The following is a 13399-nucleotide window of genomic DNA, read 5'->3' as shown; positions in this document are numbered from 1 at the left end:
TCTGTTATAGTGTGCCTGTGGCATCTTACGGTGGTGATCTGATCCGAGAGGCACGTCGACGTGCCGGCCTCACCCAGGCCGAACTCGCCGACCGTGCCGGCACTGCCCAGCCCGCCATAGCACGCTGGGAATCGGGTCGCACCGCGGTGAGCCTCGACGACGTCATTCGGCTTGTCCGCCTCTGCGGGTTCGGCATTGAATTGCAGATCGTCGAACGCGATGACAGCGACCTCGCCCAAGCCGCCCGGCTCGCTCCACTGAGTGGTCAGCAGCGGCTTGACCGTCACGCCCGATTGGCACGTCAGCTCGAGGGACTGCGGACGGCCGGCAGCCGAGGCTGACATGGAGCTCGACCTGCCGCGCCTCCTCGCGACGCTCGATCGGTACAACGTAATCTACGTGCTCATCGGCGGACTCGCCGCCGTCTACCACGGTTCACCGTTCCCGACCGAAGATGCCGACATCACCCCAGATCTGGACGACGCCAACCTCGACCGCCTCGCGCTCGCACTACGGGCCCTCAATGCCAGGACCCGTACCGAAGCCCTTTCCGCGGGTGTGCACTTCGCATGCGACGCGCAAGGTCTGGCAGCAGCCGAGACGTGGAACCTCGTCACCGACGCCGGCGATCTCGACATATCGTTTCGGCCGTCGGGGACCCGCGGATACTCCGACCTGCGCCGCGACGCGGTGTGCGCCGACATCTATGAAGTGACAGTGCAAATCGCGTCACTGGCTGACGTGATTCGCTCGAAGCAGGCCGCAAATCGCCCGAAGGACCAACGTGTACTGCCCACGCTTCGCGAGATACTCGCCAGCCGCCGTGATGGCGACTGACGCCTACTCGAGGCCCAGGGCCTTGCGCAACCGGTCGGCGCTCATGTGTCCGGGAGTGCCGTCATCGGCGGGGAAGCTGGCCAGGAGTCTGATCAAATCACCGCGCCGAGTGGGATCGGCGGCCGCGTCGCGCGGTGTGTGACCGTCGAGAGCGGGGATGGGCGCGACGAGCCAGTTGGCTTCGTACTCGCGAACGAACTCATCGAGCATCGCGGCCACCTCGGGATCAGCGGGGTCGAGCGCCGTTTCGGAACGTGGCACCTCGTTGGCCAACTCGGCGGCGTCGCGGGTGTCGCGAATCGGGCGGCGCGATTCGTCGATGATTCGTGTCGTGGGGTCGCGCCGCAGCAACGTGGCCAGCACGCGATCCATCCGCTCGGCGCTGTTGGTTTCGACCCGAAGCGTTTCTCCCTCACGCACCAGCATTGCCCGGATACGCGACATTCCATGAGTTTTGACGTGTTCATGCCAGCGTGGCGGGTCCTCGTCGTCCAACCGGTCGTAGGCCTCGTCCAACACAGCCTCGAGCCGCTCGGGATCACCGACCCGCAACGTGGCCTCACAGATCGCCAATGGGTCACCCTCGGTGTTGGTCAGCGTCGCCGGCGCGAACCGTCGGCTGAGGGCGGCCATCAGCTCCACCGGATCGGGGCCCACGTCGAGAAGGTCGATCAACGGATCGCGTTCGTGGAGTGCGACCGGCTCGACTCCGCCGAAGAACTGCATGCCCTCGCCGTCGGGAAGCACGCGCGTGCAAATCAACTGACCGGGCTTGAGCTGCCGGCTGGCCGTCCGCTCGCGCACCTCGTGGGTGTCACCGGTGCGCACGTCGCGCACGGCAACGCTCACACCGGGATTCACGCTCTCCACCTCGAACACCGAACGGTCGACCAGCAGCCACTGCTCGGCCAACCAGCGCTCGTCGTCAGGTAACAGCGAACCCCGCGCCTCGAGAAAGTCCGCGAACGCGCCGCCCTCGACCAGCGCGATGTCCATCACCAGCGGATCCGCCATCCCGGCTTCGATCGCCTCCGGGAGATCGTGCGTGTGCCGATATCGCTCGTAGGCCAATTCGGCAAGCAGTTCCCGCCATTCCGCGTCTAGCACGTGCTGAATCGCCTTCGTGTACAACCATTGCACGCGATCGGCCAGTGCCAACTGCTCATGCCCCAGGTGGCACTTCTTGTACTTACGTCCCGACCCGCACCAGCACGGATCGTTGCGGCCGAGATCACTGCGCGGCTCGGCTCGATATGTCTGCAACAGTTCCACCAGCGGGTGGTCTGCGTCGGCGCCTGCACGACGCAACAACCTCAACCCGCGCTCGGCATCGCCACGATCAGAGGCGATGCGGGCCAGATCGATCAAGGGCGGCGGCCAATCAGGATCCATCGACTCGGCCGCGAGCAGTTCCCGCTCCGCCTCGGCGACGTCGCCGACCCGCTCCAGCGCCACCGCGCGCAGCCACCGACACGCCACCCGCGCGGCGCGCGGCACCTTGGGCTCCAGCATCTCGGCGAAGAGCTCCAGCGCGGGAGCACGGCCTGGGTCGGCGCCGACGGTTTCGGCCATCAGCAGCTCAGCCAGCAGCGGGTCGGCAAGGTGTGCCCCCATTTCGCCGAGAACGCCAGAACCGGCGGCTTCGGGGGCCGGAATTTCTGCTACATCTGCGCCATCCGACTGGGCCAGAATCCGCCACAAGTGGTCGTGGATCTCGATTAGGGCGGCAAGGGCTGACGCGTCTTGGAGGTCGAGGTCGTGCCGCTGGGCCAGTAGTTCGCATCGACCTTCGAATTGCCAACGGTCCCAGTCGAACCCGCTGGGGGCAAGCCAGTCGCCACGGTACGCCAGGCCGTGCTTGTCGAAAATCTCGCTCAGTGGCGGCAGCGGGTCGGTGAACAGTGCGGAGTCCGCGACGCACGCTGTCCATACTGCCGCGTCGGCGAAGGTCGGTTCGTCCGCGTCAAGAGCCGCGGCCAGCCGTTCGCCGGCGGTGTGCTGGGTGGTGACGTCGACCCCCTCGAGGACGAGTCCGTCGGTGGTCAGCCGCAGGCCGACCATGTCGCCTTCAGCGAGGCCGAGTCGCGCCAACGCCCCGGGTTCGAGGAGGAGTAGCGCCCCGTCCGAATCGACCACCCCGGCCGGAATGGCCCGCTCGTCGAGCAGTTCGTCGTCGTAGTCGGCCACCACGATAGAAGCGGTTGACCCGTCGCCGAGGTGCTGATATTCCTCATGCTCGCACAGCTCGGCGATCGGGCTCAGGTCCGGCCCCAGGGTGAGTACGTCGTGGGCCGCTTCATCTGTGCTGACCCGGTGGGTGAACACCCGCCCGGTCAGCAGGGCTGGCAGCCATACCCAGCGACCGTCGACCAGCTGCCTTGCCGGGCAATCCATCTCGAGCAGGTTCCACTGTAAGGCGGATGCCGGATCGTCGACGCCGTGGTCGCGCAGGTGCTGGCCGAACTCATCCTGATGCAGGGGGCCTTGGTCTGTGAGAATCTCCGCGAGGACCGCAATGAGGTCAGGCGTCGCCGTCACGTCGACCACCCTACGCGCGCGTCGGGGTTTGCTCGCCGGTTATCCACAGGAGGCAGACAGCTGAAGTATGGACGAACTGCTCGCGTACGACTTCGGACATACGGATACTGGTTCCGCACGCAATCAGTAGGGAGTCTCGCTATTTGTCGAGCATCGCGACACCGTCGCGCCATGCGTTGAGGACGTCCTCGACGCGGTTGTATACCTGCGCTCGCGCGGTATCACGATCGACGCCCGACATGAGCAGGTCGTCGTAGTCGGTGTCGAGGTGGCGGACGGACGCGGCGACCGCCAGGCGGACCGCGTCGGGATCCAACCTCCGCGCAGCCGCGCTGCGCCCCACGCGACCACTGCCGCGGACCGCGGCATGCAGTGCGATCGCCCCGGCGCGCTCGGGTGGACATCCGGGGAACTGCTCGCGGATCGCGGCGGCGAACTCGCCTTGGAAGCGCACATCCTCATCTTCCCGACGAAGCTTGTCCCGATCCCTGCGGCGCCCACGTAGATCGGCGTCCGACAGGCATTCTTGTGCCGCTTGCTCGAGCGCTGCGGGCTCCGCCAGGATGCCTTGTCGCTCGTAGCGATGGCGTCGTCTGCTCCAGCGGACCACGACGGCAGACAGTCGGCTGGCTTTCCTGGCGCGACGAGTCAGTGCTGCGTCGCCCGACGGCAGGAACTCGAGGTGGCCGAGGTCGGCGCAGTGCAGACATAGCGTGCCGATCTTGCCCTTGAGGAGGAAGTCGCCGGTGTCGCCGCAGGATGAGCACTCCCACGCGTTGTGTGGCAACAACACGACGATCTCGCGGGGACGGGCCGGCCGCTCGGTCACCGGGTCGACATGACCCGGTGTCGCCCAGTGTGTGCGGTACGCGCGTTCGACGTCGGGATTGGGATCGGTGGTGAAGACCAGGTCGCCGTAGTTTCCGTCCCGTCGCTCCAGATCACGCCCTTGAGCCCAGTCCTGCAACGCTTCCGCTGCTTCGATGACCTTTGCGCCGTCGACCTGGACCGTCATATCAAGCTTGGGTACACGGCCCCGCTCCCACCGCGCTACATTGGGCGCCGCGAGCCAGCCGAGGCCGACCAGGATGTCGACGAGGCGGACCGCTCCTCGTTCGGTCAGCACCTCCTCGGCGACTCGCGCCACTCGCGTTTCGACCTTGACCTTCGCCATGAACCAACGCTACTTCCGCGGTGCGACAAATAACGCGAACCATCCTTTGGTATCAGAGTGGTATCATGCCGAGTCATGGGTATGACTCTGCGCACGAACGAGAAGCAGACCGAGGCGTTGCGCAGGCAGGCTGCTGCCGAGGGACGGTCCATGCAGGCCGTGGCCCTATCGGCGATCGATGAGTACATCGAGCGTCGTGCTCATCAAACCGACGTGAAAGCGGTGTTGGACAAGGTCATTGAACGCGAGCAGGGTGTGCTACGGCGACTAGGGCGTGTCTGATAAATGGGGTAGCCAGAGGGTGATGGCGCGTAGGACTGCTGCGCCGCGGTAGACGATGGCGAGTTTGTCGTAGCGGGTGGCCAATCCGCGCCATTGCTTAACGACGTTGAAGTTGCGTTCAACGACGTTGCGGCCCTTGTAATCCTCGGCGTCGAAAGCCGGTGGTCGTCCGCCGCGCGATCCTCGCCGCTTGCGGTGGGCGATCTGATCGGACGGTTCGGGAATCACTGCGCCGATGCCGCGCCGGCGGAGTCGAGTGCGGGTCACGCGGCTGGAATAGGCCCGATCCCCGCGGACGCGATCAGGACGAGTACGCGCTCGGCCACCGCGGCGGCGGTCCACTTTCAAGTGCGCGAGCAAATGCTCGAACACCGGCCCGTCGTGGGCTTGGCCAGGGCCCACAAGCACCACCATGGGTCGTCCTCGGCCGTCGACGAGGTGATGGATCTTGCTGGTCAGCCCGCCGCGTGAGCGACCGATACCGTGGTCAGGCGGCTCGACGCCCGGATTCGTGTAATTCGACCCAGCCCCCTGTGTGGCGGGTGACGTTCGTGGCGTGCTGATGGGCGCGCGCAATCGTGGAATCCACGGCCACCGCCCAATCGATGATCCCGGCCTCCTCGGCGGCGGCTAGCAACCGCGCCAACACGCTGTCCCAGGTGCCATCGGCACTCATCCGTCGATGCCAGGTCCAGATCGACTGCCACGGCCCAAACGCCTCGGGAACATCACGCCAGGCGATTCCACACCGATACCGATAGATGATCCCCTCCACCATCGAGCGGGCATTCTGGAAAGGCCTGCCCCGCTTGCCCGTCCGCACTGGCAACAGATCCTCGATCAACGCCCACTGGGCATCGGACAACAACTCGAATCGCGACATCCCTCAAGCTTCAGGCACAGCACCCAAAACCTTTGTCAGACACGCCCTAGCCGACACGTGAGCGTCTACCTGGACCTCGATGACTTGCGTCTCGTCGCCGCGCACGCGATCGAGGGGGAAGCTGCCGCCCGGGACTACGGATTGTTGGAATCCGCAGTGGCCCGCCCCCAGGCCACGGTTTTCGGCTCCGAGGCCTATCCTGACATCCACACCAAAGCCGCCGCCTTGTTGCATTCCCTCTGTCGCAACCACGCTCTCGTCGACGGCAACAAACGCCTGGCATGGACTGCATGCCAGGTTCTCCTGGGTCTCAACGGCCAGTGGGTGACGGCCAGCGAGGACGACCGCTTCGACTTCATGATCGCCATTGCTTCTGGTGCAATCGACGAAGTACACGAGATCGCCGCGCAACTGCGGCCATGGTGCGGCTGAACATCGCTCCGGCGCCGTGTTGCGGGCCATGCCTCGGTACGAGCGTGCGAAGAGCAGGTATGTCCAGTTGCCGACCTGCGACGAGGGGTGGCCGCACCCGCTATAGCACGCCGGGCTGAGGTCAGGCCGACGGCACGGCACACTGGGACTCGTGGCGGAGTTGCTGATCGCGGTGAATCCGCAGCGGGATTCCCGGCTGCCCTACCTGCTGCGTGTGCCGCAGCCGGGCGGGGACCTGCTGTTTCGGACGTCGGGCACCTGGCCGCGCGTCAAGGCGCTGTACTGCCACCCGATGAGCGTCGACGAATGGCCCGCTGACGCCGAGATCGTCGAACGGCTACCGCTGCAATCGTGCCAACGGCGAGGTGCCGCGATCGACGTGATCCTGAAACGCGGCCGGGAGAACCGATCGCAGATCGTGTTTACCACCGCGCGGGGGCGCGAGACGGTGTTCTGGCAGTCGCCGCGCACGCGGAAACAGGCGCGACCCAATGTCCGCACCCCGACAGCGCGTGCTCAGGGCATCGAGCAGTTGCCGATACTGGTGGACGCGCACGAACGGTATGCGTACACGTTCGGCACCCAGCAGGTCAGGCTCGAGCGGCGGGCACTGCCGTGCGGTGACTACGGGATCGCCGTGGACGGCACGCTGGTGGCCAGCGTGGAGCGAAAGTCGTTGTCGGATCTGGCTTCCAGCCTGACCAGTGGCAAGCTCCGCTACCAGATGGGGCATCTGGCATCTCTTCCGCGCGCGGCGGTCGTCGTCGAGGACCGGTACTCACAGCTGTTCCGGGTCGACTTCGTGCGTCCGGCGGTCCTGGCCGACCACCTCGCCGAACTGCAGATTCGTTGGCCTACAGTGCCGATCGTGTTCTGCGAGACTCGGCGGCTCGCCGAGGAGTGGACGTACCGGTTCCTCGCCGCCGCACATACGTGGGCGGTCACCGAAGAGGCTGTGCTGCAGCGCATTGCGACGGTGCCGGTCGCGGTCACTTCGCCGTCGACGTCGGGGTCCAGCACGGCCTCGGTCCGCGCCTGGGCGCGTGACGCCGGGCTGCCGGTGTCCGATCGCGGTCGACTGCGCCCGGAGATCTGGCAGGCCTGGCGCGAGGCAAACGATCAGCCTCCGGTCACGCCACCGCCATCGCTTCACGCTCCATGACCTCCGCGGCGGCCCGTTCGCCCGAGCGCACGGCGCCGTCGATGAACCCGTACATCACGGCCGAGGTTTCGGTGCCGGCCCAGTGGATGCGCCCGCACGGCTCACGCAGTGCCGGACCGAACTCGGTGAGCACGCCCGGCGGGGTGTGGGCGATCATCCCGCCGCCCGAGTAGCGTTCGACGGACCAGTTCTGCTCGACGTAGTCGGTGGGCGAAAGCGCCTTGCGGCCAAATCTTTCCGCGACAGCGTTCAGTACCGCGTTCCTACGCTCGTCGTCGCCGAGGCCGCCGAGCCGGCGTGCTTCGGGGCCCTCGGTGATGACGGTCAACATCCCGGGACTGCCGGTGTCGGTGCATGAATCGATCGTGAGGTTGGCCGGTGAGCCCGGCGTGAACGACTGGCCCGACAAGCCGTCCGCCCGCCAGAACGGCTCGTCGTACACCAGCGCGATCTTGTAGACCGCCCCGCTGGGCATCCGCTGGTGCAGGAAAAACCGATCGACGGGAAGCATTGGCTCATAACGGATCTGGCTGGCTATCGAAATCGGTACGGCGACGATGGCTCGGCGCGCGTTGACCACCATGTCATCGGATCGCACGACCACCGCGTCGGCGCTCTGCTCGATGCTTCGCACGGGCTGGGACAGGTGGATGGCGTCGCCTAGTTCGGTCGCCACCGCCCGGTGGACGGCGCCCATGCCGCCGACCGGTCGCTCGTCCTCGGCCGCATCCTTGACCCCCAGCACGAAGCTGGGCCCGCCGGCCGCCGCCATCTGGTAGAGCACGAACAACAGCGAGATTTCCGACGCCGCCGACGTATACAGTCCGGCGACCGAGCTTTCCAGCAGTTGCCGGGCGGGCTTGGACAACGTGTTCCTGTCCAGCCACGCCGCCCAGCTGATCTGGTCCCACTTGTGCGCCTTGCGCGCGGCCCACGGGGCCTCCACCGGAATGGATTTGCACATCTGTGTCAGTTCGAGAAAGACGGTGCCGATGTTGGCGACGGCCCACGGGCTCATCGACAGGGGGATCGTTCCCGTGTACCGGTACTTTCTGCCGTCGACGTACATCATCGCGTCGCCGTCGGTGTACTGCTTGTAGCTCGGCACTCCGAATTCCTTCATGAGCGCGTAGATGGCGTCCTGGCCGGGGCCGATCCAGGCACCGCCGCGGTCGATCCAGGCACCGTCGTCCCGTACCTCGGTGAAGGTCCGGCCACCGACGCGGTCGCGGGCTTCCAGCAACGCCACCGAATGACCTGCCTGCTTCAGGCGCAACGCGGCGGTCAAGCCGGCGAACCCGGCGCCCACTACGCAATAGTCCACGTCCGCCATGAGTGGCCCCTTCGAATGGGTTTGCGCGGGGCCGGGCGGCCGGGTGCAAGCCTCGGCACGCCCTCCAGGACGCGAAGGCATCTAGAGCCAACGCCGAATCGTGCCGCCTGTCAACACAACGTTGCGTCGGCAAACGGATCGTCACCGCGGCCCCCCACTCCCGATGCGCCGCAACGCCTCTCGAAAGGCCCGGTTCGGGTATGCATCCGGCAGCACAGCAGTCACCTCGCGCACCGCTTCGTCGACGCTCACCCCGCGAAGCCGTGCGCCGTACAGCGCGCCCAAGGTCGGTGTGCGGCTGTACGCGGCGACGCAGTGCACGAGGACGGTGCGGCCTTCGCGACGTAGCTCCTCGACCAGCTGGACCGTGTTCAAAAGGACGTAATCCAAATGAGGGTTCTCGTCGCGGTCTGTTTGGTCGATCAGCCGCACCTGGACGTGGGGCATGTCGTCGCGCATGTCCTCGTCGGCGAGCCGGCACAGCGACACCACCGCGTCGACGTCGGCGGGCAGGTCGCGCAACACCCCGATCCCGCCGAGCACCACGCCGTCGTCGTAGGGATGGCGCGCACACGTGTCGATCGGCGAACCCGAATACGAGTGGTCGAACAGCTCCGGCTTGCCGCCGCGCTCGATCGCCGACGCCAATGAGACCAGGCGGTGCGCCGTGGCGCCGGGCCAGCCGTGCAGCACCCGTCGCCATTCACCCGGGACAGCCGACGCGCCGTGGGCTGCGCCGAGCAGACCACCCGCGATCGCTGCGACGGTGTCGGTGTCGTAGCCCGCCCGCACTGCGGCGTCCAACGCCCGCGGCAGGTGGTCGGCGCGAAACACGCCGGCGGCCGGATCATCTTCTGGCACCGGGGTCGTCGCGATCGCCGACCACGCCGCCTGTAGCGCTGTCACCACCCAACCGTTGTTCGGGAACGACGCGGGCACACCGTTCTCGGCATCGTCGAGCCGCTTGGCCCATAGCCGCTGCCGATCGGAAGGGAGGTACCGCAGTCCGATACGCGCGTCGAGCGCGCCGGTGAGCACCGCATGCCGGATCGCACTGCACCACAACACGCACGCATCACCTGTATCCGGGTCGAAATGGGTGAGCTCGCTGATCGCGCGGGCCGCTTCGACCATGGCGTCCTCATCGTCGAGATACGCCAACGCGACGGGTGCGGTCCGCATCAGCGAGCCATTGCCGGCCGCGTGGCCGGTGCGCCCGTGGTACTCCTTCGACGCGGCCCTGGCGGCCGCGGCGGTGATGGTGCCGCTGCGCGCCGCCGAACGCAGCACTGAACCTGTCTGGATGCCAATGTCTTTGGTGTGGTGCGACCACTCCAGCCATCGGTCCACGATGGCATCGTGTGCTGCCGAATCCCGCAGGTCGACGCCCGTTGCAGCGACCTCCGCAATCGCGACCGCCATCGCGGTGTCGTCGGTCCACTCGCCGCGTTCCCAGACGCCACCGCCGGTCATGGCCACCTGCTGGTCCGGCTTGCGCGGCGGCTGAAATTCGTACGGTGCGCCGAGGGCGTCCCCCGCCGCGGTCCCCAACAGCACACCCTCGACACGATCGTTGTAAGACGCCATATCCTCCGCCTCCTCCCGGGAGCCTTTTTGCGCATATCCGCGCTAATCGTCAACACTGTACGCTGAGGCACCGACATGAGCCGTCATCCGTACCGGGACGCCAGTGGGCGGACCCTCGCCGAGTATCCGCGGCCGTCGGTAGCGGTGGACACCGCGGTGCTCACGCTCGACCCCGCAGCGGGCCTGGTCGTGCTGGAGGTGCGTCGGCCACATGACAAGGGTTGGGCGCTGCCGGGCACCTTCCTGCATCAGGGTGAGGTGCTGGCCGCCGCCGTCGATCGCTCGTTGCAGGAGAAGGCCAACGTACGAGGGTTGCACCCGCGGCAGCTGCGCGTGTTCGACGACCCCAGGCGCGACGACCGCGGTTGGGTGCTCTCCGTGGCGCACGTCGAGGTGGTGCAACCCGGGCGGCTGGAGTCGCGGTTCCCTGGCCGGACCCGGCTCATGCCGATCGACAGGCACGGGCGGCTGCCGTTCGACCACGCCGGGATCATCAAGCTCGCCGTCGACCACATCCGTTCGCGCTATGCCGACAAGCCGGACCCCGACGGGCTGCTCGGCGACGAGTTCACTCTCCGCGAGTTGCGGCTCGCCCACGAGGCCGTCGCCGGGCACCCGCTGCAGCGCGACACATTCCGTCGCGCGATGGAACCGCACCTGATCGCGACGGGCGCGACGACGACGCGAGGCCGCGGACGTCCCGCGGAAGTGTTCCGGCGCGACGCTTAACCGCTCATAGCCGTCGCACAGCCCGACGGCGTGCCTTGACGCCGCGTCGCCCGAGACCGCTGGGCCGTATCCCGGTGACGGCACGAACGGGCCGAATGTGCTCGCCGAGTCCGGCGTCCTCCGCAGCGACATCCGGCCGAGCTTCGCGTCCTATACCGGTGTGGCCGAGGGGATCGCGACGCGAATGGCCTGACGCTTTTCGACCTGACCAGGGCGTGCCCCCCGGGTGCGGGCCTTGCGGTACATATCTGGCACTGCGATCGCGCGGGAAGCCACTCCCTCTACAGTCCCGACACCGCCGACCAGAACTACCTGCGCGGTGTGCAGGTCGCCGACGGGAACGGGCGAGTGTCGTTCACATCCATCTTCCCGGCCTGCTATCCCGGGCGTTGGCCGCGCATCCATTTCGAGGTGTTCGACTCGCTCGAAACAGCGGTCGCCTGCGAGAACGCCCGGCTGACTCGCAGATGGCCCTGCCGGAGGATGCCGTCGATGGTCGGGTCGCTCGCCAAAACTGCTGTACCGCCGGATCTTTGACTTCCACGGTTTCTGAAAGGGTTGTGCTTTTCGCGTACGCACGACCCTGGCCTAGAAATGGGCGACAGGTTGGTGGCGCAGGGGGACAGCGGGCGATTGAGCACACTCATCGCCCGCGAGCGTGCGCAGAATGTCGCAAACCCGCGGCGTGTCGTGTACAGACCCGCACGCTCGCGGCGAAGGGGGCTCGCGGTGAAGGGGGCTCGCGGTGAAGGGGGCTCGCGGTGAAGGGGGCTAGCTGACGAGCGACAACGCGTGCGCGCGCCGCAACTTGCCCGACGGTGTCTTCGGGATCATGCCCGGCTCCAGCACGACCACGTTGCGAGGTCGCACGTCGACTTCGGCGAACACCTCGTGCGCAACCTGCCGCTCGATGCGGCGCGCGTCGGCGGCGTCGGCGAAGTTCGTACTCTCGACGGCTACCGCGAACGTCTCGCGCGACAACCCCGCGTCCAGGCGCACCGCCACGGCGCAGCCGGGCCGCACCCCGCCGACGCGCCCGGCGGCCCGCTCGATGTCTGTCGGGTAGATGTTCCGCCCGGCCATGATGATGACGTCCTTGAGGCGTCCGCACACCACCACTTCGCCGTCCTCGGTGAGATATCCCAGGTCGCCGGTGTCATACCAGCCGCGCTCGTCCTGCGCCGGGATGAACCCGCCCACGGTGGTGTAGCCCCTGCTCACCGGATCGCCACGTACTTCGATGACGCCGACGCCGCGCGGCGGCAGTTCCGCGCCGTCTTCGTCGATCACCCGCACCTCCAGACCGTGTAAGGGCCGGCCCAACTTGACCAGCCGACGAGTATGGCCCTTGGTGGCGGGCACCGCGCGGTGCAGTACGGCCAGCAGGTCGGCGTCGACCTCGTCGACGGCCATCCCCCGGCCGCATTCGGAGAATGACACGGCCACCGTCGTCTCGGCCATCCCGTAGGCCGGTACGATCGCCTCGGCCCGCAGCCCGAACGGCGCCCCGGCCTCGCAGAGGTCCTCGACGTCGAGCGGCTCCACCTGCTCGGCGCCCGACAGTGCCCAGCGCAACGACGATAGATCGAACTCGCCCGGGCTGGCCAGCCGTCGAAGCCGCTTGGCCAACAGGGTGTAGGCGAAGTTCGGGGCGGCCGTCATGGTGCCCTTGTACTTGTCGATCAGCTTGGCCCACAACAACGTATCGTTCAGGAAATCGATCGGGGTGATCTTCACCAGTTCGGCGCCGAAGTACATCGGCACCGTCAGGTAGCCCGTCATCCCCATGTCGTGGAAGCAGGGCAGCCAGCTGACGATCACGTCGGTGTCGATGTCGAAATCGCAGCCGACCGTCATGGCCTCGGCGTTGGCGACGATGTTGGCGTGCGTGACCTGAACGGCCTTGGGGGAACCGGTGGACCCCGACGTCAGCTGCATCAGCGCGACGTCGTCGTCGGTGGTCTGGATCGGGTCGGCGGACTGGCCCGCCAGTAGCGACTCGATGGTCAGTACCGTCATGCCGAGTCCGTCCAGCACGGGCGCGGCCGCCATGAAGGGTTCACTGACAACGACGGCCCTGGCGGCGATCATGTCGATCACCGCGGTCGTTTCCTCAGCCCAGCGGACCAGGTCGGTGCGCGGCGTCGGTTGGTGCAGCATGGTCAGGCTGGCGCCGCGCATCCAGATGCCCTGGGCGGTCGGTGCGATTTCGACGGGGGCGCCGGCCAGTACGGCGATCGCGTCGCCGTGTCCAATGCCCGCCGCCGCCAGCCCACCCGAGATGCGGCCGGCCCGCTCGTTCACTTCGGCCCACGTGTGTCGGACGGGGGCGACCGGTTCGCCGGTGACCATCCCCTTGGTGCTCCACCGGGCATTCCGGTACATCGTGTCGGTGAATTGGCTCACTGGAATCTCCAGCCCCGGCGTGACAGCGCCGTACTA

General features: G+C 67.2%; 12 protein-coding genes and 1 pseudogene. 7 read left to right on the top strand and 6 right to left on the bottom strand.

Annotated features, from left to right (window positions below):
• The first annotated feature begins 17 nt into the window (after window positions 1-17).
• The gene (locus QGN32_RS07630; RefSeq protein WP_326547993.1) at window positions 18-341 is read left to right on the top strand and encodes a helix-turn-helix transcriptional regulator; all 324 of its coding nucleotides are present in this window, start codon (window positions 18-20) and stop codon (window positions 339-341) included.
• A gap of 1 nt (window position 342) precedes the next feature.
• Window positions 343-837: a hypothetical protein gene (locus QGN32_RS07625; protein WP_326547992.1), complete on the top strand. Its 495-nt coding sequence runs from the start codon at window positions 343-345 to the stop codon at window positions 835-837.
• Window positions 838-840: 3 nt separating this feature from the next.
• Here the strand turns inward: QGN32_RS07625 and QGN32_RS07620 are convergent, their stop codons facing one another.
• Window positions 841-3375, bottom strand: a complete 2535-nt coding sequence (locus QGN32_RS07620; RefSeq protein WP_326547991.1) for an SEC-C metal-binding domain-containing protein — start codon at window positions 3373-3375, stop codon at window positions 841-843.
• 139 nt (window positions 3376-3514) lie between these two features.
• The gene (locus tag QGN32_RS07615; protein WP_326547990.1) at window positions 3515-4549 is read right to left on the bottom strand and encodes a DUF2293 domain-containing protein; all 1035 of its coding nucleotides are present in this window, start codon (window positions 4547-4549) and stop codon (window positions 3515-3517) included.
• Window positions 4550-4624: 75 nt separating this feature from the next.
• Between QGN32_RS07615 and QGN32_RS07610 the strand changes: the two genes are divergently transcribed.
• On the top strand, window positions 4625-4831 hold the full coding sequence (locus QGN32_RS07610; RefSeq protein WP_326547989.1) for a CopG family transcriptional regulator: 207 nt from the start codon (window positions 4625-4627) through the stop codon (window positions 4829-4831).
• Here QGN32_RS07610 and QGN32_RS07605 read toward each other — a convergent pair.
• Window positions 4817-5714, bottom strand: a protein-coding gene (locus QGN32_RS07605) for an IS5 family transposase (protein WP_326547988.1) whose coding sequence is annotated in 2 segments (ribosomal slippage) — window positions 4817-5369 and window positions 5368-5714 — 900 coding nt in all. Because the reading frame shifts where the segments join, the coding sequence is not laid out codon by codon here. The two genes, QGN32_RS07610 and QGN32_RS07605, sit on opposite strands and share 15 nt — an antisense overlap.
• A 57-nt stretch (window positions 5715-5771) precedes the next feature.
• Here QGN32_RS07605 and QGN32_RS07600 point away from each other — a divergent pair.
• Both QGN32_RS07600 and QGN32_RS07595 read left to right on the top strand, forming a co-directional pair.
• Window positions 5772-6146, top strand: a complete 375-nt coding sequence (locus QGN32_RS07600) for a type II toxin-antitoxin system death-on-curing family toxin (protein ID WP_326547987.1) — start codon at window positions 5772-5774, stop codon at window positions 6144-6146.
• A gap of 151 nt (window positions 6147-6297) precedes the next feature.
• Window positions 6298-7308, top strand: coding sequence for an ERCC4 domain-containing protein (locus tag QGN32_RS07595; RefSeq protein WP_326547986.1), 1011 nt, complete (start codon window positions 6298-6300; stop codon window positions 7306-7308).
• On the opposite strand, the gene QGN32_RS07590 is transcribed toward QGN32_RS07595, so the two are convergent.
• Together QGN32_RS07590 and QGN32_RS07585 are read right to left on the bottom strand one after the other, a co-directional pair.
• Window positions 7277-8641, bottom strand: coding sequence for a flavin monoamine oxidase family protein (locus QGN32_RS07590; protein ID WP_326547985.1), 1365 nt, complete (start codon window positions 8639-8641; stop codon window positions 7277-7279). The two genes, QGN32_RS07595 and QGN32_RS07590, sit on opposite strands and share 32 nt — an antisense overlap.
• Before the next feature lie 141 nt (window positions 8642-8782).
• Window positions 8783-10228 (bottom strand): ADP-ribosylglycohydrolase family protein, encoded by a 1446-nt coding sequence (locus QGN32_RS07585; RefSeq protein ID WP_326547984.1) that lies wholly within the window; start codon window positions 10226-10228, stop codon window positions 8783-8785.
• 75 nt (window positions 10229-10303) lie between these two features.
• Here QGN32_RS07585 and QGN32_RS07580 point away from each other — a divergent pair, with 75 nt between their 5' ends.
• Both QGN32_RS07580 and QGN32_RS07575 read left to right on the top strand, forming a co-directional pair.
• Entirely contained in the window at window positions 10304-10957 is a 654-nt protein-coding gene (locus QGN32_RS07580; protein WP_326547983.1) for an NUDIX hydrolase, read from the top strand.
• A 31-nt stretch (window positions 10958-10988) separates the two neighbouring features.
• Window positions 10989-11445: pseudogene (locus QGN32_RS07575) on the top strand (dioxygenase family protein); the annotation flags it as partial.
• 283 nt (window positions 11446-11728) lie between these two features.
• Here QGN32_RS07575 and QGN32_RS07570 read toward each other — a convergent pair.
• Window positions 11729-13363, bottom strand: coding sequence for a fatty acyl-AMP ligase (locus QGN32_RS07570; RefSeq protein WP_326547982.1), 1635 nt, complete (start codon window positions 13361-13363; stop codon window positions 11729-11731).
• Between the last annotated feature and the right edge of the window lie 36 nt (window positions 13364-13399).

The organism is Mycolicibacterium sp. ND9-15 (assembly GCF_035918395.1).
Lineage (GTDB): Bacteria > Actinomycetota > Actinomycetes > Mycobacteriales > Mycobacteriaceae > Mycobacterium.
Note: the sequence above shows the minus strand (reverse complement) of the source record. Positions and strands in the feature narration are given on the sequence as shown.

Excerpts from the sequence above, each read along its gene's own strand:
- QGN32_RS07580 (WP_326547983.1), top strand. The coding sequence starts at position 10,304 with ATGAGCCGTCATCCGTACCGGGACGCCAGTGGGCGGACCCTCGCCGAG.
- QGN32_RS07585 (WP_326547984.1), bottom strand. The coding sequence starts at position 10,228 with ATGGCGTCTTACAACGATCGTGTCGAGGGTGTGCTGTTGGGGACCGCG.
- QGN32_RS07615 (WP_326547990.1), bottom strand. The coding sequence starts at position 4,549 with ATGGCGAAGGTCAAGGTCGAAACGCGAGTGGCGCGAGTCGCCGAGGAG.
- QGN32_RS07625 (WP_326547992.1), top strand. The coding sequence starts at position 343 with ATGGAGCTCGACCTGCCGCGCCTCCTCGCGACGCTCGATCGGTACAAC.
- QGN32_RS07610 (WP_326547989.1), top strand. The coding sequence starts at position 4,625 with ATGGGTATGACTCTGCGCACGAACGAGAAGCAGACCGAGGCGTTGCGC.
- QGN32_RS07590 (WP_326547985.1), bottom strand. The coding sequence starts at position 8,641 with ATGGCGGACGTGGACTATTGCGTAGTGGGCGCCGGGTTCGCCGGCTTG.